Origin of the sequence: Niallia sp. Kr1, from assembly GCF_050389805.1 — a bacterium.
Taxonomy (GTDB): Bacteria; Bacillota; Bacilli; order Bacillales; family Cytobacillaceae; genus Bacillus_BD.
Window position 1 is genome coordinate 282394 of sequence record NZ_CP130945.1, and the last position, 20362, is coordinate 302755.

Annotated in this window: 19 protein-coding genes and 1 riboswitch; of the genes, 12 read left to right on the top strand and 7 right to left on the bottom strand. The window is 36.2% G+C overall.

The features are described 5' to 3' along the window. Positions 1-161 precede the first annotated feature (161 nt). Entirely contained in the window at positions 162-953 is a 792-nt protein-coding gene (locus tag Q5760_RS01445) for a TIGR00266 family protein (RefSeq protein ID WP_428910520.1), read from the top strand. A 52-nt stretch (positions 954-1005) separates the two neighbouring features. Here Q5760_RS01445 and Q5760_RS01450 read toward each other — a convergent pair whose 3' ends face one another. Both Q5760_RS01450 and Q5760_RS01455 read right to left on the bottom strand, forming a co-directional pair. Further along, the gene (locus Q5760_RS01450) at positions 1006-1374 is read right to left on the bottom strand and encodes an ArsR/SmtB family transcription factor (protein ID WP_428910521.1); all 369 of its coding nucleotides are present in this window, start codon (positions 1372-1374) and stop codon (positions 1006-1008) included. 47 nt (positions 1375-1421) lie between these two features. Then, on the bottom strand, positions 1422-3188 hold the full coding sequence (locus tag Q5760_RS01455; RefSeq protein ID WP_428910522.1) for a SulP family inorganic anion transporter: 1767 nt from the start codon (positions 3186-3188) through the stop codon (positions 1422-1424). Positions 3189-3430: 242 nt separating this feature from the next. On the opposite strand from Q5760_RS01455, the gene Q5760_RS01460 reads away from it, so the two are divergent. The 5 genes from Q5760_RS01460 to qoxD all read left to right on the top strand — a co-directional run bounded on the left by Q5760_RS01460 (position 3431) and on the right by qoxD (position 9405). Further along, positions 3431-5074 carry an ABC1 kinase family protein gene (locus Q5760_RS01460; protein WP_428910523.1) on the top strand — a complete coding sequence of 548 codons (1644 nt, stop codon included), beginning with the start codon at positions 3431-3433 and terminating at the stop codon, positions 5072-5074. 548 nt (positions 5075-5622) lie between these two features. Beyond that, a complete protein-coding gene (gene qoxA / locus Q5760_RS01465; protein ID WP_428910524.1) occupies positions 5623-6516 on the top strand; it encodes a cytochrome aa3 quinol oxidase subunit II in 894 nt (297 codons plus the stop codon). Positions 6517-6578: 62 nt separating this feature from the next. Next, entirely contained in the window at positions 6579-8525 is a 1947-nt protein-coding gene (qoxB, locus tag Q5760_RS01470; RefSeq protein ID WP_428910525.1) for a cytochrome aa3 quinol oxidase subunit I, read from the top strand. Beyond that, positions 8525-9121 (top strand): cytochrome aa3 quinol oxidase subunit III, encoded by a 597-nt coding sequence (gene qoxC, locus Q5760_RS01475; RefSeq protein ID WP_428910526.1) that lies wholly within the window; start codon positions 8525-8527, stop codon positions 9119-9121. The genes qoxB and qoxC overlap by 1 nt, the downstream gene beginning before the upstream one ends. Before the next feature lie 2 nt (positions 9122-9123). After that, positions 9124-9405 carry a cytochrome aa3 quinol oxidase subunit IV gene (qoxD, locus tag Q5760_RS01480; protein WP_428910527.1) on the top strand — a complete coding sequence of 94 codons (282 nt, stop codon included), beginning with the start codon at positions 9124-9126 and terminating at the stop codon, positions 9403-9405. Between the two features lie 40 nt (positions 9406-9445). Here the strand turns inward: qoxD and Q5760_RS01485 are convergent, their stop codons facing one another. Beyond that, positions 9446-9664 carry a hypothetical protein gene (locus tag Q5760_RS01485; protein WP_428910528.1) on the bottom strand — a complete coding sequence of 73 codons (219 nt, stop codon included), beginning with the start codon at positions 9662-9664 and terminating at the stop codon, positions 9446-9448. A gap of 130 nt (positions 9665-9794) precedes the next feature. After that, positions 9795-10067, bottom strand: coding sequence for a hypothetical protein (locus Q5760_RS01490; RefSeq protein WP_428910529.1), 273 nt, complete (start codon positions 10065-10067; stop codon positions 9795-9797). A gap of 336 nt (positions 10068-10403) precedes the next feature. On the opposite strand from Q5760_RS01490, the gene Q5760_RS01495 reads away from it, so the two are divergent. The 5 genes from Q5760_RS01495 (at position 10404) to Q5760_RS01515 (ending at position 15240) form a co-directional block, all read left to right on the top strand. Next, on the top strand, positions 10404-11507 hold the full coding sequence (locus tag Q5760_RS01495; protein WP_428910530.1) for an ABC transporter ATP-binding protein: 1104 nt from the start codon (positions 10404-10406) through the stop codon (positions 11505-11507). Further along, positions 11500-12306, top strand: a complete 807-nt coding sequence (locus tag Q5760_RS01500) for an ABC transporter permease (protein ID WP_428910531.1) — start codon at positions 11500-11502, stop codon at positions 12304-12306. The genes Q5760_RS01495 and Q5760_RS01500 overlap by 8 nt, the downstream gene beginning before the upstream one ends. After that, positions 12303-13100 carry an ABC transporter permease gene (locus Q5760_RS01505; protein ID WP_428910532.1) on the top strand — a complete coding sequence of 266 codons (798 nt, stop codon included), beginning with the start codon at positions 12303-12305 and terminating at the stop codon, positions 13098-13100. The genes Q5760_RS01500 and Q5760_RS01505 overlap by 4 nt, the downstream gene beginning before the upstream one ends. Beyond that, positions 13097-14170 carry an ABC transporter substrate-binding protein gene (locus Q5760_RS01510; protein WP_428910533.1) on the top strand — a complete coding sequence of 358 codons (1074 nt, stop codon included), beginning with the start codon at positions 13097-13099 and terminating at the stop codon, positions 14168-14170. The genes Q5760_RS01505 and Q5760_RS01510 overlap by 4 nt, the downstream gene beginning before the upstream one ends. A 290-nt stretch (positions 14171-14460) precedes the next feature. Then, positions 14461-15240: a divergent polysaccharide deacetylase family protein gene (locus Q5760_RS01515; protein WP_428910534.1), complete on the top strand. Its 780-nt coding sequence runs from the start codon at positions 14461-14463 to the stop codon at positions 15238-15240. Between the two features lie 80 nt (positions 15241-15320). On the opposite strand, the gene Q5760_RS01520 is transcribed toward Q5760_RS01515, so the two are convergent. The 3 genes from Q5760_RS01520 to mgtE form a co-directional block, all read right to left on the bottom strand. Next, positions 15321-15770 carry a Dps family protein gene (locus tag Q5760_RS01520; RefSeq protein WP_428910535.1) on the bottom strand — a complete coding sequence of 150 codons (450 nt, stop codon included), beginning with the start codon at positions 15768-15770 and terminating at the stop codon, positions 15321-15323. 169 nt (positions 15771-15939) lie between these two features. Continuing rightward, positions 15940-17145, bottom strand: coding sequence for an FtsW/RodA/SpoVE family cell cycle protein (locus tag Q5760_RS01525; protein ID WP_428910536.1), 1206 nt, complete (start codon positions 17143-17145; stop codon positions 15940-15942). A gap of 284 nt (positions 17146-17429) precedes the next feature. Beyond that, positions 17430-18788: a magnesium transporter gene (gene mgtE, locus Q5760_RS01530; protein ID WP_428910537.1), complete on the bottom strand. Its 1359-nt coding sequence runs from the start codon at positions 18786-18788 to the stop codon at positions 17430-17432. Positions 18789-19166: 378 nt separating this feature from the next. On the opposite strand from mgtE, the gene Q5760_RS01535 reads away from it, so the two are divergent. After that, the gene (locus Q5760_RS01535; protein WP_428910538.1) at positions 19167-19937 is read left to right on the top strand and encodes a hypothetical protein; all 771 of its coding nucleotides are present in this window, start codon (positions 19167-19169) and stop codon (positions 19935-19937) included. 106 nt (positions 19938-20043) lie between these two features. Continuing rightward, positions 20044-20233: riboswitch (cobalamin riboswitch) on the top strand. The last annotated feature ends 129 nt before the right edge of the window (positions 20234-20362 follow it).

Below are 20362 nucleotides of genomic sequence, written 5' to 3' on the forward strand. Positions count from 1 at the left end.
TTACGTCCTATGACGAACGTCGATGTCTGCACATCCTGTGCAAGGCAGTCCATTGGATATGAGCAACTAAGGGAAAAGCTCCTTTGAGTTTGCATTATAGGAAAAATGGCTTTTGTTCCAAAGGCGCTAATGCTTTTCAATTTGAAATGGAGGAAGTCCATATGAATAATCATGAGATTGGTTACAAGATTTATGGAGATGACATGCAGTTTGTTGAGGTAGAACTAGATCCTGGTGAAACAGTTGTTGCAGAAGCCGGTGGATTAATGATGATGGAAGATGGGATACGAATGGAAACCATTTTTGGGGATGGATCAAGCGGTGGCAGTGGTGGTCTCATGGGCAAGTTGCTTAACGCAGGTAAAAGGGTCATTACAGGAGAAAGTCTATTCATGACAGCTTTTACAAATGAGGAACGCAGCGGAATAAAACATGTTTCCTTTGCATCCCCGTATCCTGGAAAAATTATTCCGATGGATTTAAGTGAGCTTGGCGGGAAAATTATTTGTCAGAAAGATGCTTTTCTTGCCGCTGCAAAAGGGGTATCAGTTGGAGTTGAGTTTCAACGAAAAATGGGTGCAGGTTTCTTCGGTGGAGAAGGTTTTATTATGCAAAAGCTTGAAGGAGACGGTCTTTCGTTTGTTCATGCAGGCGGGACGATTATTAAAAAAGATCTAGAGCCAGGAGAAGTTCTTCGTGTGGATACGGGCTGCTTAGTAGCGATGACAAGCACGATTGATTATAATATTGAAATGGTAAAAGGTGTTAAAACAGCTTTGTTTGGTGGGGAAGGGCTGTTTTTTGCGACACTTCGAGGTCCTGGGTCTGTTTGGATTCAATCCCTTCCATTCAGCCGTCTAGCAAGCCGTGTATTTGCTGCTGCTCCACAAGGAGGAGGTTCCTCAAAAGGTGAAGGCGGTATCGGTGGATTTTTTAATATGCTTAGTGATTAATCTTAAGAAAGAAGAAAAAGGATGTTTCGGAATGACCGACATCCTTTTCTCTTTAAGATAATTCATCAGATGCTTCTTTCATTTTATCCTCATCATCACCATCCTGGAACTTATCCAGAATGGTAATGGTATCGATAAGATGATTATTAAAGATTTGTTTTGCAACAGCTAGTAAATCAATAATTAGCGGATCCCGTAGGGAATAAATCACTCGATTCCCATCCTTTGTCCCAACAACGATATTCTTATTCCTTAATACCATAAGTTGTTGAGAAACGGTTGATCCTTCACTACCTAATGCAGTTTGAATTTCATTTACACTAAATTCACCTTGTGTCAGTACTTCCAAAATTTTAATTCGTAATGGATGAGCAAGAGCTTTGAAAAAATCAGCCTTGAATTGCTGCAATTCCAGATCCATAAATCCAACTCCTTAAGAGATGGACGCTTAAATAATAAGACGTCCTATTATTGATTAACTGAAGTATATACTTCTTTGATGTCATGTACCAATTGTTTTGAATTAGAGAATTCTTTACATTCACTGAAAGCGAAGTGTCGACAACCTAAACATTTTGATCGATCAAGCTGATTTAAGCCAAATTGGATGGCCTGACCAGTATGCTCGAAAAAGAATTCCTTTCCTATCATATCATATAAACCGGTTTTCATTAACATTTCTTTCGGTTGTTCATTTAAACCAGATATTAAGACCGTTCCGTGTTTTGAGAAATCCTTAACGATACTAGCTAAATGAGCTTCTCCAGTAATATCGATAAAGGGAACCTTCCCCATTCGTAATAAAAGAATTTGAGGTTTATGATGGATGGTATTCATGACGGTTTGTTGGAATGTTTGAGCGACCCCAAAGAATAGGGGACCTTCAATATTATATATGGTGATTTGTGGGCAGTCATGACCATCTGACACCATTTGGGTTTCAACCTTTTTATTTATACTGTTTAAGTTCGGTAATGCCTTTGCAATGACTTGTGTATCAACCATTCTTTTTGTGAAAAGAACAAGGGCTAGTAGTAATCCGACTGATACTGCTGTGGTTAAATCCACAAATACTGTTAATAGGAACGTTACGGTTAAGACGAGTGAATCTGAAGATTTTGTTCGTAATATATAGGAAAAAACATGTCTTTCACTCATATTCCAGGCCACAACCATCAGGATCGGTGCTAGGCTTGCAAGAGGAATATGAGAAGCATAAGGCGCAAATATCAGTAAGACCATTAAAACTACAAGACCATGTATCACCCCTGATAACGGGGAAACGGCACCGCTCTTAATATTGGTTGCAGTTCTTGCAATCGCACCAGTCGCAGGGATTCCACCAAAAAGTGGGGTAATGAGATTGGCAATTCCCTGTCCAACCAATTCTTTATTACTATTGTGGCGGCTATTCGTCATTCCATCCGCTACAACCGCTGAAAGCAGGGACTCAATACCACCTAACATGGCAATAACAAAGGCAGGTCCAATCAGCTTTCCAATCGTTTGTAGATCAACTTGTGGGAATGAAATCGTAGGTAATGAATTAGGAATTTCTCCATAAACTTTACCAATCGTTGCAACTTCACCTGGGTAAAGAAAGGCTGCTATAAAAGTAGATAGAAGCAAACCCATTAAGGGTCCGGGTATCTTTGGAAATAACTTTGGCGTGAAAATAATCGTAAGCAAGCAGATTAAAGCTGTTAAGATGCTATATACGTTGAGTGTATTAAAATTAGCAAAAATCTCAGCTAGATTTTCAAGGAAGCTTTCCTTTTGTTCAATATTAGTTAGACCAAAAAAGTTAGCGATTTGCCCAGTAAAGATGGTAACAGCAATACCCGTAGTAAAACCGATCGTTACGGGTCGCGGGATGTACTTAATCAATGATCCTAGTCTGAAAATACCCATTAAGATCAAGATTACTCCAGCCATCAGGCCTGCAATAAGTAAATTTTCATAGCCATATGCAGCCACAATTCCAAAGAGAATGGGGATAAAAGCGCCAGTGGGTCCACCAATTTGAAATTTTGACCCACCGAATAATGAAATGAGTATCCCTGCTATAATGGTTGTATAGATTCCATATTCAGGTTTCACTCCTGATGCAATTGCAAAGGCCATTCCTAATGGAATCGCGATAATTCCAACGATAATACCAGAAACTAAATCCTTTTGCAATGACTTCCAACTATACTGTTGGAACCTTTCATCAACAAAAAACTTTCCAACCATTTTTTAACCTATCTCCCTTATTTATATTTATATATTTAATTATTTGAATATCATACTATTTGAATTTACATTGGTTTTAAGCGGTTGTCAAAGTATTTTTATTGGATTGACATAAGTTACAAAATTATGACGTTTTTCGATATAATTCTATTGAATGTTAAGGCTTAAGCCATATTGAAAAATGCGCTTAAGGTTATAATGGTATTAAATGAAGGTAACATCATTTAGGAAGGGGCAAGATAATGAAGTATTTCTCCCTCTATCGGATTTTTACTATCGTGTGGATGGCCGTTAGAATCTTTATAGAAATTATTCTATTTCGGAAAAGACATCGTCAAAGTTGGACGGACCAAACAGAAAAGCAGTGGGAGGCACTGCTTAAAAAGCAGGCGATTAGATATAAGGAAAAAGCATTATCTTTAGAAGGTGTTTTAATTAAACTCGGACAATATTTAAGTACTCGTAAAGATATAATGCCCGATGCCTATTTAGAGGAATTAACTGATTTACTTGATCAAGTTCCAGCCGTTTCTTGGGAAAAAGCTAAAGTGGTACTGGAAGAGGAATGGGGTAAGCCTTATACAACCGTCCTGAAAGACATTTCTAAGGATCCGATTGCTTCAGCTTCAATCGGTGAGGTCTATAAGGGGGTATTACATAACGGAGATGTGGTAGCTGTTAAAATTCAGCGCCCCAAGATCGGAAAAATCATTTACAGTGATTTTAGAGCGGTACGGATTGTTTTATGGATGTTAAAACGATTTACCAAACTAGAAAGCTCGATGGATCTCTCGCTTTTTTATCGAGAATTCGTGAGAACCATTGGAGACGAACTTAATTTCGAACAAGAACTTGAAAACGGTCTTTATTTTAAAAAGAAATACGAAGATTTTCCTGGAATAGAGATCCCTTCTTATTACTCAGATTATTCCACTAAAAGGGTACTAGTGATGCAGTGGATGGAAGGAAATCGGATTACTGATCTCGAGTTTTTAGAGAAGAATCATATAGATAAATACAGAATTTCAAATGTTTTACTAGAAGCTTTTCTAGGTCAGCTACTAGAAGAAGGTAAATTCCATGCTGATCCACATCCAGGTAATATCATGGTGAAAGCGGACGGTACCATTGTACTGATTGACTTTGGAATGGTTGGGGTTATAAAGAAAAAGGATGCTATGCACATTCGTGATATTGTTGTCGGCATCATGTTGAAGGATTATGATAAAGTGGTACATGCATTAGAAGGAATGAGATTTCTGCTTCCGCATGCAGACAAAGATGAGATTGCAAGAATTATCCAACTGTTAGTTGATACATATAGCGATAATGGAATTAAAGCACAGGACACAAAAGTTGTCGAAGAAATTATGACGGATATAGAAAAGATCGTAAATGAGCAACCGATTCAACTGCCAAGTGAATATGCCTTTTTAGGACGAGCGATTTCAACGTTTATAGGAAATTTGTATACATTAGACCCTAAAATGGATTTATTAGCGATGTGTAGTCCAATCATAAAGCAGTGGTTAAAGGATAATATGGAAGGGGCAAAGGATACGGTTATAAACTTTGCAAAATCTACTCTCAAACCACTTGTTTCACTGCCAAACCAAATTCAACAAGTACTCGATGAACCCAAGAAATATCGCGAATGGCAAAAGACGAGCCAGTTAATGAATATGAAACATGAAATGGTTATTTCAAGAAAACGGGATGCATTTCTGCTTGTTCTACTAAGTCTAGTTTTCACCTATGTAAGTTACTATCTAAATCAGTTATATCTTTTATATGGAAGTATCGGAATGCTCGTTATCAGTTTGTTTTATTATGTACGAATGGTTATTCGGCATCGCAGGCTAATGAAACATGGTTTTAAGGCATAAAGAGTCAACGATTTAAGTCACACATAAAAATATAACAATAACTTATGGGGAAAAGGGAGAATCAACGTTAGTTGGCTCTCCCTTATTTACGATATAAAAAATATTTTTGACAAGTTGTTGATAATTTGTGAAGTTTTTTATTTCCAATTTTTGCAGTTTTCTGTTTTAATAGATATGAATCGTATATTAGTATATTTTCGAAATTTCGTAAATAATAGTTTTGAAACGGTTTACAATCGTGATATTAAGAGGTTTAATAAAGTCATCAAGTTAAAACATTCCAATAATCAGAAAATAATTATTGATGAGATTTTATTCACAAATTTGTAACAACCTTCTCGCGTAAACTGTGTTATCATCATGTTAATAGTGGTAATATAAACAAACGAAAAGGAGAAGGGGAGATTTGTGACAAATATTCGAATAATATTTGAACAATTTGTGAACTTTTCTGCAATCACCATTATTTTTTTTGAGGTTTACTTGTCTTTTACTATCTATAAAATCAAAAAATTATTTTAGTATATTTAGAGAAAGGGGTATTCATTATGAAGTTAAAAGGGGCTTTTTTAATGGTGATTATGACCATTGCCACCATACTTTCAGGATGTGAACCGTTATTAGTTCTCGATCCAAAGGGTCCACAAGCTGAAAGGCAAGCTCAAGACATAATGCTTTCCATCGGAATTATGTCATTTATTGTAATTGCTGTATTTGTTGCTCTAATCATTATCTTATTTAAGTATCGTGCTTCAAAACAAAGTCCAGATTATGAACCGCCTGAAATTGAGGGGCATCCTTGGCTTGAAGCTATTTTATTTGGAATCCCGATTTTAATCGTGGCTTATCTATCTTTCGTATCTGTACAAAGTAACTACATTGTCGAAGCGACACCTCAAAAATACGAAGATCAAGAACCATTAGTCATTTATGCATCATCTTCAAACTGGAAATGGCATTTTAGTTATCCAGAACAAGATATTGAGACAGTTAACTATCTATACATCCCAGAAGATCGTCCGCTTGAATTTAAGTTATATTCATTTGGACCAATCACAAGTTTCTGGATTCCACAATTAGGTGGGCAAAAGTACGCGATGGCAGACATGGTGACGACACTTCACTTAGCAGCAGATCACCCAGGTGAAATGGTGGGACGTAATGCTAACTTTAGTGGTAAAGGATTTGCCGAAAATACATTCAATGTCACAGCTATGACTCAAGCTGACTTTGATGAGTGGGTTGAGGAAGTACATGAAACAGCGGAACCTTTAACAGAAGGAAAGTTTGAAGAGTTATTAGAACCAGGACATCTTGGACAAATGACATTTAAAGGTACACACTTAGAATTCTCACCAGCACCTGAGCATGATCATGCGCCTTCAGCTAAAGAAGATGAGGAACATTTTACTGATGATTCTTCAGATCACAGTAATCATTAAATCTTTAATTAAGCCCGAAAATATTAGTTTTATCAATTTCTCTCGAAAGGAGTCTTTTAAGGATGGAGTTCTTTGAACGATTTGCCGTACCACATCCAAGTCCAGCGATTTATGCGTCGATGGTTGCTATTGGTTTAACAGTCATTGCCATTATTGCAGGGTTAACCTATTTCAAAAAATGGGGTTATTTATGGCGTGAATGGTTAACAACATCAGACCACAAGCGTATCGGTATTATGTATATGCTTGCTGCTTTATTAATGTTATTCCGCGGCGGTGTTGACGCGATAATGATGCGTGCACAACTTTCGGCACCGGAAAATCAATTACTAGATGCACAGCACTATAATGAAATTTTTACAACACACGGGGTTGTCATGATTTTCTTCATGGCTATGCCTTTTATCTTTGCTTTTATGAATTATCTAATTCCGCTTCAAATTGGGGCTCGTGACGTTGCATTCCCAAGATTGAATGCGATTAGTTTCTGGCTGTTCTTCTTTGGAGCTATGCTATTTAATATCTCTTTCGTCATCGGGGGTTCACCTGATGCTGGATGGACATCTTACTTCCCACTAGCAGGAACTGATTTCAGTACATCAGTTGGAACGAACTATTATATGCTAGCGATTCAGATTTCAGGTCTAGGATCATTAATGACAGGTATTAACATGGTTACAACCATCATCAAAATGAGAGCACCTGGTATGACATTAATGAGAATGCCAATGTTTACTTGGACGTCTTTTGTTGCAAACTTAATTATTGTGACTGTATTCCCAATCTTTGCGATCGCTTTAGGAATGGGAACGATGGACAGACTATTTGGAACGAATTTCTTTACATCAACAAATGGCGGTATGGATATGCTTTGGGCCAACCTTTTCTGGATATGGGGACACCCTGAAGTATACATCTTAATCTTACCTGCATTCGGTATTTATAGTGAAATTATCCAAACCTTCTCAGGACGTAACCTATACGGTTATAAGTCAATGGTTGGATCGGTTGTCGTTATTTCGGTTCTTTCGCTACTTGTTTGGGCCCACCACTTCTTTACAATGGGTCAAGGAGCATTAGCTAACAGCTTCTTCTCGATTACAACAATGGCGATTGCAGTACCAACAGGGGTTAAAATATTTAACTGGCTTCTAACAATGTGGAAAGGGAAGATTCGCTTTACCGTTCCAATGCTTTATTCAGTAGGATTTATTCCGTTATTTACAATTGGTGGGGTAACAGGGGTTATGCTTGCGATGTCAGCAGCTGACTATCAATACCATAACACGATGTTCCTAGTAGCTCACTTCCATAATACGATTATCCCAGGTGTTGTTTATGCAATGCTTGCGGCATTTACGTATTACTGGCCAAAAATGTTCGGATTCATGTTAAATGAAAGAATTGGAAAATGGACATTCTGGCTTCTATCAATCGGCTTTGTATTGGCGTTCTTCCCAATGTATATCACTGGTTTAGATGGGCAAGCACGTCGTATGTACACGTATTCTGAGGCAACTGGCTTTGGACCATTAAATATGCTTTCATTCATAGGCGCAGGAATTATGGCTATTGGTTTCGCGCTAATTGTTTACAACGTATATTACAGCATTCGTTATTCACCACGAAATATTAGCGCAGATCCATGGGATGCTCGTACACTTGAATGGGCGACACATACACCAGTTCCAGAATACAACTTTGCGGTTGACCCACAGGTTGCTTCAAGACAGCCATTCTGGGATGCAAAGAAAAAAGGACATGATCTATTCCCGGATGAATACAAAGAAATTCATATGCCAAACAACAGTGGTATGCCATTTATTTTTGGAGCAATCTTCTTTGTATGGGGCTTCTCGTTCGTGTTTGCAATCTGGCCATTAGTCATCATTAGTACAATTGCTTTCTTTGCCGTTATGGCTTTCCGTTCATTTGAAAAAGACGACGGTCGCCACATTACGGTTAAAGAAATTGAAGAAACTGAAACGAAATTGCGAGGTGCTAACTAATGAAAATGGATCACTCGCTCCCATTAGAATATAGTACAAAACAAAATGATTTAAATATTTTTGGTTTTTGGGTTTTCCTTGCATGTGAAATTATGTTGTTTGCAACACTCTTTACGACTTATTTTACATTAGAACATCGTACTGGAAATGGACCTTCTGGAGCGGAAATTTTTGAAATTACTCCGGTTCTAATCGAAACGTTTATTCTATTAACAAGTAGTTTTGTGATTGGTCTTGGCGTTCATGCCATGCGTCTTGGAAATAAGAAAGCGATGATGACATTCTTCGGAATTACGCTTGTATTAGGTTTAGCTTTCTTAGGTGTTGAGATTTATGAATTTATTCATTATGTACATGTAGGCGCAGGACTTCAAGTAAGTGCCTTTACAGCCGCTTTACTGTCAACATTAGGAACTCACGGTGCCCACGTTACATTTGGCTTGTTCTGGGGCTTAGCTATCATGATTCAAGTGAAAAGAGAAGGCTTGACTCCTAGAACGACGAATAAATCATTCATTTTCTCGCTTTACTGGCACTTCCTAGATGTAGTTTGGATCTTTATTTTCAGCTTCATCTACTTGAAAGGAATGATGTAAGAATGAAAGAATTATTTCCTGTCAAACAGATAAATGGTTTTATTGCTTCGATTCTTTTAACTTTAGTTGCCCTATCTGTATATTTCTTTGACCTGTCATTTAACACAGGTATGACCATTTTAATTATAACTGCTTTTGCTCAAGCGTCTCTTCAGCTAGTTGTATTCATGCATGCAGGGGAAACAGAGGATAAATGGTATATTTACGGTAAAGTATTCTTTATGCTCTTTGCTGCTATAGTTACCATCTTAGGAACATTGTTAATCTTCCTATGGGATATGTAAAATGGAAAAGAGAGAGCGTCTATTGGGGTAGACGCTCTCTTTATTTTTTATGGACATTTCTAAGCATCTCTTCAGCAGCAACAAGAAACATGCCGATTAAAAAGATAAATACTGCCCCCATCACAGCTCCAACACCAATTCCAGTTATGAAAATATAATCCTGTATCATCATTCCGTATAAAAAAATAGCAATTCCAAGAGTGAGAACTATCGCGCCAACCATCTTTGTAGCCGTAATCATTTTGATAAATGGATTCATTTTAATCATCCCCCTTATAGAATATGCTATTCAAGAGTGTTCACAAAATTGTCAAAAAATTAAATCATGATGAAAAAATCTATGTTAAATATTTATATGTATAAAAGTCTTGATGTAAATGGCAAAAAAATTATCTTTTCACCACATATAAATGAGGACGCTTCTTTTTTTCAATTGGAGCTATTTCAATCCCTTTAAAGGTAGTTTCGACCATCTCCTCCGTAGCGACAAAGAACATCCCCATCAGGACAATAAAGATAGCCCCAACTTCAACGCCAATACCAATTCCGATAACAGAAGAGAAACCGCTTACAATACCATATGCTAAAGTCAAAGTCCCAGTTATAAACAGTAGAATGGTAATTAATTTAGTGATCCCTATGATTTTCTCATGTGAGTTCATTTAATAAACCTCCTCCATAATCTTTCCTGTAATTACATTATTCTAAATGTTCACATAATTGTCAAATATTATTTAGAAAATATTCACTATCTTATTATTGCTTATTATAGGAATATAAATTTTATATTCATTATGTTCATTTGGAGATATAACATACTATGATATATCTCCAAATGAAATAAATTAGTATTATATTTGAATAAGTAAAATTTATTATTTAATTTTTATGATAATAAGGGTAGACTTAGGGACGTATGGATAAATAAGTCATAGTTTAATAGAGGTAGGACATCCAACTTTTCCTACTAAAATTTTTTTTACAGGAGGGAGTAAAAAGTGGGGAAGAAAACAATCATTCGTTTTGAAAATGTAACAAAACAATTTGATCAGGATCCAGCTATTTTAAAAGACGTTAGCTTTGAAATAGAACGTGGGAAATTTTATACATTACTTGGTCCATCTGGTTGTGGTAAAACAACGATATTAAGGCTAATCGCGGGTTTTATTGAACCATCAGAAGGGAAAATTTATATTAACGATAAAGTGGTCAATCATATTCCAGCCAATAAACGTCAGGTTAATACCGTATTTCAGGATTATGCCTTATTCCCTCATTTAAATGTATTTGAGAATATCGCATTTGGTTTAAGAATAAAAAAAATGAATCAAAAGCTCATTAATGAGAAAGTTCAAGAAGCATTAAAGTTTGTTAACTTAGTTGGATTTGAGAATCGTGACATAAATGAGATGTCTGGTGGTCAAAGGCAAAGAGTCGCAATCGCGCGTGCTATTGTAAATGAACCAGAGGTGATTCTCCTCGATGAACCGCTATCGGCACTTGATTTAAAACTACGTACTGAAATGCAGTATGAATTAAAAGAATTACAGCAGCGACTTGGGATTACGTTTATTTTTGTTACGCATGATCAAGAAGAAGCCTTGGCGATGTCAAATGAAATCTTTGTAATCAATAATGGGAAAATAGAACAAAGCGGTACACCAACAGATATCTATGATGAACCAATAAATCGTTTTGTTGCAGACTTCATTGGTGAATCCAATATTGTTTCAGGAATCATGAAAAAGGATTATCTTGTTGAATTTGTTGGCCGGGAATTTGAATGTGTGGACAAAGGTTTCTATAATAATGAAAAGGTTGAGATTGTAATTCGACCAGAAGATTTAGAGATTACACCAAGAGAAAAAGGAAAAATTATTGTTGATGTCGATTCACTGTTATTCCGAGGCGTTCATTATGAAATTTGCGGATATGACGAGGATGGAAATGAATGGCTCGTCCATTCAACAAAAAGAGCACAGGTGGGTGATAAAATCGGGCTTTATTTTGAACCTGAAGCGATCCACGTTATGAGATTAGGTGAAACCGAGGAAGAATTTGATAAACGTCTTGAAACATATGAGGATGATCACCATGAATAATCAACATTCTCGTAATTTGTATCTCCTTCCATATATCTTATGGATCGGGTTGTTTGTATTGGTGCCAATTATTCTCGTTTTCTATTATTCCTTTCTAGATATTCATGGCAACTTTAGCTTAACGAATTACGTTAACTTTTTTACACCTGTTTATCTAAAAATGACACTTAGCTCGTTTTGGTATGCCTTTTTAATTACAGCCTTTTCTCTATTGATTGGTTATCCAACGGCTTATTTCTTAACAAAAACAAAACATAAGCACTTATGGTTATTGCTAATTATTTTACCTTCATGGATTAACTTACTTTTAAAAGCGTACGCATTCTTAGGGATTTTTGGTACACACGGAGTAGCGAATAATTTTCTTGAGGCTATCGGAATAGGTGCAAAACAAATTTTGTTCACCGATTTTAGTTTTGTGTTTGTATCTGTGTACATTTTTATTCCGTTTATGATTTTACCGATCTTTAATTCATTGGATAAATTAAATCCAACGTTTATCGATGCTTCCTTTGATTTAGGAGCATCCAAATGGACGACCTTTCGTCGAGTGATATTTCCACTGACATTGGATGGTGTCAAATCAGGTTGTCAAGTGGTCTTTATCCCTGCGTTATCACTATTCATGTTAACAAGATTGATTGCAGGAAACCGAGTCATCACTTTAGGTACAGCGATTGAACAACATTTTCTTGTAACACAAAACTGGGGAATGGGTTCTACAATTGCGGTTTTCCTTATCATTGCGATGTTTTTCATTATGATGATTACAGGAAATAAAAGGAGGGAGAGGAATTGAAAAATAAGTTATCAACCATCTATTTACTGATTATATTTTTCATTCTTTATGCTCCGATTTTCTATTTGATTTTTTATTCATTTAATAGCGGTGGTACCATGTTTGATTTTGAGGAATTTACATTAGATTGGTACAAGCAGCTATTTAGTAATACAAGATTATTAATAATTGTACTGAATACAATTATCATCGCTCTTTTATCAGCAGCGATATCGACGATTATTGGAGTTGCTGGGGCACTCGGGATTGCTTATGTCAAAAGGAGACAAGCGCAAAATACATTATTATCTCTAAACAATGTTTTAATTGTTAGTCCAGACGTGATTATCGGTGCTTCGTTTTTAATTACCTTTACCATACTAGGAATTCAGCTAGGTTTTACTTCTGTTTTGCTTTCGCATATTGCGTTTAGTGTACCGATTGTCGTGATTATGGTCTTGCCTAAAATTCAGGAAATGAGTTCGAGTCTTGTGGATGCGGCACGGGATTTAGGGGCAAGTCGTTGGGAGGTTTTAACGAAGGTAACCATTCCCTACATAACCCCTGGTATCTTTGCCGGTTTCTTTATGGCTTTGACCTATTCCTTGGACGACTTTGCTGTTACATTCTTTGTGACAGGTAATGGGTTTACGACATTGTCTGTTGAAATTTATTCGATGGCAAGAAGAGGCGTTTCATTAGACATTAATGCGTTGTCGACATTACTATTCCTGTTCACGATGGTACTTGTCATTGGTTACTATTTTATTAACCAACGTTATAAACGTACGTCACGAATGGGGGTTCGAAAATGAGAAAACTCATTCAGGCCTTTTCGGTTATTGTCATCGTTTCCGTGCTGTTGATGTTTTGGGTTTCTAAGTTGAATTCTTCAGAAGGTTACACATCTGGTAATACACTGACGGTTTTTAACTGGGGAGATTATATTGATGAAGAATTAATCGATAAATTTGAAGAGGAAACTGGCATTAAAGTGATTTATGAAACCTTTGATTCCAATGAGTCGATGCTGACAAAAATACAACAAGGTGGAACTAGCTATGATGTAGCAGTCCCATCCGAATACATGATTGAAAAAATGAAAAGTGAGGATTTGCTTCTCCCTCTCGATCATTCAAAATTACCCAATTTAAAACACATTGATCCACGATTTTTGGATCTTTCCTTTGACCCCGGAAATCAATATTCGATTCCTTATTTTTGGGGTACAGTTGGGATTGTTTATAATCCTGAATTACTGGGTGATATTGAATTAAAGGGTTGGAATGATTTATGGAATCCTGCATTAAAAAATGAGATTTTGATGGTAGATGGTGCTCGTGAAGTGATTGGGATTGGGCTAAACAGCCTACACTATTCGTTGAATGACACCAACAACGACCATTTACTTGAGGCTAAAGCCAAGTTGGATACGTTAACTCCAAACTTGAAAGCCATTGTTGGTGATGAAATCAAATTATTGATGGCCAATGAAGAAGCGGCAATTGGCGTTGTTTGGTCAGGCGATGCTGCGGATATAATGTGGGAAAATGACAAGTTAGATTATGTTGTTCCAGAAGAAGGGTCTAATCTTTGGTTTGATAATATGGTGATCCCCAAAACAGCAAAGAATATCGAGGGTGCCCATCAATTTATTAATTTCATGTTAGACCCTGAAAATGCAGCACAAAATACAGACTATGTGAGCTATTCAACTCCAAATCAAGCCGCGCTCCAATTATTGGATGAAGAGGTAGTTAACGATGAACGATTTTACCCTCCAGAAGAATTAACCGAAAAACTAGAAGTTTACGAAGATCTAGGGAAAGAAATGCTCGCTTATTATAATGAGCTTTATCTAAAGTTTAAAATGCACCGAAATTAGTAAAAAAGAGAGGTTAGAAGCCTCTCTTTTTGCTGTTTTTGTTCAGAATTTGTGATCTAAATCTAAGAAGAGGTTGATTGAACCAGTATAGGGGACAATTGAACCAAAATCCCATTTAATTGAACTAAAACTGGGATTGATTGAAGCAAAATCAAGGTTAGTTGATCCAACCTCAACCAGAATTGAACCAAACCCTGATTCTCCACTAAAAATATTCATATGCTCCCTCTATAAAACGATTAATAATCCTAAATTTGAGACATCTTAAAAGGAAAAGAGGAGTTGTTATGATGAAAGTCATTATAATGTTAATTTTATTATTAAGTTCCATAATTCCAGATTTCGTCCAAGCAGAAGAACCCAAAGCAATTAATAAAAAGGAATTGGCGATTGTCATTGATGATTTTGGCAACAATATGAAGGCAACAGAAGACATGCTTAATCTTCCTATTCCGATTACCGTTGCAATTATGCCATTCCTCTCTACAACAGAGCGTGATGCAAAATTAGCTCATGAACGAGGTCATGAAGTCATTGTTCATCTGCCAATGGAACCTAAAAAGGGGAAGCGCAGTTGGCTTGGACCTGGTGCTATTACGACAGATATGAGCGATAAGGAAATAAGAAATGCTGTAATACAAGCAATTGAAAATGTCCCCTATGCAGTTGGGATGAATCACCATATGGGCTCAAAAGTAACGGAAGATGAAAGAGCCATGCGAATTGTTCTTGAGGTATGTAAAGAAAAGGGATTGTTTTATCTTGATAGCAAAACGTCTAGTAAAAGTGTCATTTCAAAGCTAGCTGAAGAATTAGATGTGCCTTATTTAGAAAACGACATGTTCTTCGACCATATTTATTCAGAACAACATATTTATAGGCAAGCATCCAATTTAGTAAAAGAGCTTGACGATAGTGAACAATTAATTGCGATTGGGCATGTCGGGATTACAGGTGAAAAGGTCGTCACTGCTCTGAAAAACTATATACCCCAATATCAAAAACAGGCGGAAATTGTCCCGCTTTCTTCATTACTACCAGGTTCTGACATTCTAAATGGATTACCTTAAATAAAAAAAGGAGTTTGTGACTAGCATCACAGCCTCCTTTTTTTATTTTCGTTATCCTATATATAGGAAAAACTTTCCTTTTATGCTTCTAAGAATGCATGAAGCATCCATAAGTGAGTGTCAATTTTCTCAATTAGACCGATAGCAAGATCGTTCGTGATTGTGTCATTCTCAGCATCTGTAACTTTTGCTAATTCGTTTAAGCTCTCTTTAATTGTTGTGTAATCTTTTACAAGAGTTGCAACCATATCTGAAGCTTTTGTTTCGTTTGCTGTTTCTTCGATCGTAGCAGTTTCTATATACTCCTTCAATGTTGCAACTGGTTGACCTCCGACGGCAAGTAGACGTTCAGCCACTTCGTCAACAACAAGAGCAGCTTCATCATAAAGCTCTTCAAATTTGGCATGTAATGTGAAGAATGAAGGACCTTTAACATACCAATGGAAACGATGAAGTTTTGTATAAAGAACACTCCAGTTAGCAATTTGTAAATTTAATTGAGATTGAATCGTTTTAGTTTGTACAGTCATTATATTTATTCCTCCTCGATTTATCTTATATACTTATTATAACAAATAGTTTTTAAAAATCAATACTTATTAATAATTATTTTAAATAATATATAATTACAAATAAAAAAGAGTCTGCTTACAAAACTAAGTTTTGAAGTAGACTCTTTTAATTTAAACAAACATTTAATTAGAAATTGTGTTCGCGTACTTTTGTTTCGGTATAGGTTTGTTTTGATGAAAACATATAACTACGGTGGTGATAATGAATACTATAGACAAGCCCCATTGCAAACATGTTTCCCATGAGTGAGCTACCCCCATAACTGATAAATGGAAGAGGGATGCCTGTAATGGGTAGAACTTGAATGGTCATTCCAATATTTTGAAAAACATGGAAAGTAATCATACTGATAATTCCAACACAAATATACGTATTAAAAGCATCTGTTGTTTCCAAAGCCGTTTTAGTTAGATGATAGATTAGAAGGAAAAATAACCCGATAACAATACTTCCACCTAAAAATCCATATTCCTCGCCGATAACACTAAAAATAAAGTCAGTATGGCTTTCTGGGATATAAACTTGTCGGTCTCCTAAACCTTTTCCTGTTAGTTGACCAGAGCCAATGGCTTTTAGTGAGTTAGATAAGTGATATCCAGCAGCATGTTCTTCCGGTTTAAGCCATGAATAAATTCGATCAAATTGATAGGATTTTACATTTAAATATTTTTCTAAAACTTGCGGAGCCCATATAACAAAGTACAAAATAACTCCTGCAAGAGCAATCCCAAGTCCATAAATAGCTGTAATGATTTTCCAGGATATTCCTGAAACAAAGATAACCCCTGTCATAATCGCTAGCATAACGAGCGATGTTCCTAAGTCAGGTTGCATCATCACAAGTGCGATCGGTAGTCCTGTAACAAGCCCGATTTTTAAAAGTAGCATTAAATCGGTTTCAAGTGTTTTGTTTAAATATTTTTCATTATGACTTTGTACGACCTTACTTAAGGCAATGATCAGAAAAACCTTCATAAACTCAGAAGGCTGGATTGAACCAATGGGCAATTGAAACCAGCTTTGGGCCCCATTTATTCTAGGGGTCAATTCTGTTACGGGAGCAACCGCCAAAATGAGCAATAGCAGTATCCCAAATCCATATAAAAACCAACTCAGCCGTTTTAGTTGATCGCTGTCAAAATACATGACAACGCCAATAATGATGGCACCAACGACATACCAAAAAATTTGTTGGATTAAAAAGTTCGTTTCTCCATATTGTCCCGATGTCTGCCCACTATATATGGCCATACAACTTACGAGAAAGAGTAAAAATAATATGAGGGTTAAAGACCAGTCAAATCGTTCGGCAACCTTTTTTTTATGATCCATGAATGTTCACCTTTTCATCCCCACTCAAGGTTAGATAACAATATTTATATTGAATTGAAACTCTATTAACAGACTAGCAGAGAATTCCATTTTCGACAATATATTTGACGAGCAAACCCTTGTATACGCGTTACTTTCTTTAAATCAAGGAATATAAAAAAGCACAAAAATATTTTGTGCTTTTTAGATTGGCTATGTTAAAGGTGATATACATTAGCCGGAAATTCTCCTCCAATGAATTCTTATACCTATTCGAAAATCGACAATGAGTTATAACTTCGCCTTTAGATTAAATAGTGAATAAAGGTTGTTGCAATTCCAAAATAAATAATTAAAGAAAAAATATCATTTAAAGTTGTAATTAATGGCCCTGATGCCACGGCTGGATCAATTTTCATTTTATAAAGACATACAGGAATAATGGTTCCAGCTAACGTACCAATGATTAGGGTAAAGAATAGAGAGGCACCTACGACAAAACCTAAAATGGCATTGCCTTGCCAAATGAATGCAATAATAGAAATTAAAATCCCACAGGTTATTCCAATAATTAATCCTACTTTAAATTCTCGCATGATAACGCGGAATATGGCTTTTTTATCAAGATCGTCTGTAGCAAGTCCGCGTACGACAACGGCTAATGATTGAGTCCCCGTATTCCCTGTCATTCCTGATATCATAGGCATGAAATAGGTAAGAGCCACTACTTTCTGTAAAGTATCCTCATAACCACTAATAATACTACCTGAAATGAGTCCAATAAATAGGAGTAAGATCAACCATGGAAGTCGTCGGTATGAAGCCACAAAAGCTTTCGTATCAAAATCAATATCTTTACCTGAAGCCGATAACTTTTCGATGTCTTCATTTGCCTCTTGGATGACAACGTCAATAATATCGTCAATAGTGACAATTCCAACTAATACTTTTTCTTCATTAACAACAGGGATGGCTAGAAAGTCATATCGCCCAATTAATCTTGCAACTTCTTCTTGGTCAGCTGAATCAGGAACGGAAATCACCCGTTCATACATAATATTGTGGACGCGTTCCCCTGCATCGGCTAAAAGTAAGTCCCGATAGGAAACCACTCCAACGAGTTTTCGATATTGATCCACTACATATAAGTAGTTAATGGTTTCAGCAAATTCGGCAAAACTCTTTAACTTATCAACAGCATCCCGAACGGTATAGTAATCTCGAATCCAAACAAATCGATTCGTCATCAAGCGTCCAGCTGTTTCAGGAGGATAGTTGATAATATCTTGAACAATCTGGGATTCTTCTTTTTTCATCCCAGCTAACAAAGATTCCATCTTTTCAGGAGAGAGTTCATCTAATAGGGAAGCTAAGTCATCGTTGTCCATTTCGTCAAGGACCTTATTTTTTCGATCAATTCCAAGACGGTTTAATACTTCCAATTGCTCTTCCCAACCTAATTCTTGTATTAAGTCGGCAATGACATTGATTTTTAAATGAAGGAGAAAGCGGGTTCGATGCTTTTCCGGCAGGTCTTCGTAAATTTGGGCGATGTCATAGGGGTGTAATTCTTCTAATATGGCATCTAACTCTTTTTGTTTGTTTTCTTTTAGGGTCTTAATAATATGAAGTGTGATTTGATCCTCGGTCATGTTGTGAATCATAACTCTCACGCTCCTTTCACCGGAAAAGTTTTGTCTAGCTCTTAATCGTACAGTATAATATTATGCTATGAAAGTTTTCAAGCCTTCTTTAACGATAACGCCAAACTTTCTACCATTGTTATTATAAAGAAAAAGTATGTTATTTGAAATGAAAGTTTTAAAAGTTTTGTGAACTGAAAATCTTTCTCGTTATATATCTTATGCAAGCCCATGATGAGGGGGAATTGGACTTCTTTATTAAGTTTCTTTTACAAATGATTTCAATTTGTTCAGATGTAAGATATTTTCTCTCCAATCTGATATTATATAAGCAAGATATATTAAACTTCAATCAGTTGGGGTTTTCTACATAATTACAGGTATTCGGGGGTTTCGTTGTTGAAAAGGAATCGGAAGCAGGATGTTATTTACGTACATTTAAATGAAAAAAACCGTTATGTATTATCATCAGGAATTCAATTTAGTGAGTTTATTCAAGCTTTATATGATTCAATTAATCATATTCTCTTGCTTAAACATCGCTTTGATGATGCCGATTTTAATCTGCACACATTGCTTGATTATATTCCTCGAAAAAGAGTGATGAAGCTTGCGGGTGATGACGTTTCCCAATACGGAGATTTCTGTTGGATTGACTTTGAGGAAATGGAAGGGTTGGATGAAATTCCAGGACAAGTATTGGCTGAATTACTTTATCTCGGTCATATGAAGGAACCGTTGCATGCTCCTTTTTATAATTATTTAGGAAACCGTTTTACTTATTTAGCAATAGAAGATGGCTGGTTTAATAAAACCTATTATCGAAATTTAAATGATTTCTATTATTTACTTAGTGAATTAATCCCGATGAAATTAGAGTTAATAAAACCAGAGAAGAGTCTATTAGGTTTAAAAAGAAGAAAAGTGTACCCTTCTGTGGATCAACATTTATTATTATCATTAAAGGGATATATGAGTGAGGGCATGGTCCTATCCTTGAAGGAGGTCGTTCAAAACCGTGCTCGAATTGAGATCCCGATGTGGGTAATTGGGGACTTTTCCAATATGGATGATATGCATGAGGAATACGAAAAGAATAGTAAAAGATCCTGTGATGCAAAATTAATTTTTGATAAAAAAACACAGGAGTGGAAAATTCGTTCAAACTAGACTTACGACAAAGTTCGATAAAATTAGAAAAAGATCTACACATTTCAAACGTTCATGTTATAATGTGAACAAATGAAAATTTCATACGAATGAATTAGGTGTCTTTGAAAAATAGAAATGCTTTGGTGCGTTTCCATTTTCTACACACAAGACTTAATAGGGAAGTTGGTGAAAAACCAACGCGGTCCCGCCACTGTAAATGGGAGTAACCTGTGAAACCACTGTACATCATGTATGGGAAGGAGCAGGGAACGATGATCATAAGCCAGGAGACCTGCCTAATTTTTTGCACCAACACAACCTACGAGGATAGGCAGGTGTACGAACGGCTGTTTATACATATATGATAGTCTTTCTGCATCTCCGACGTCTAGGGGATGCTTTTTTGTTTTTCAAGACAAAAAAGCATAAATTTATTTTAGGGG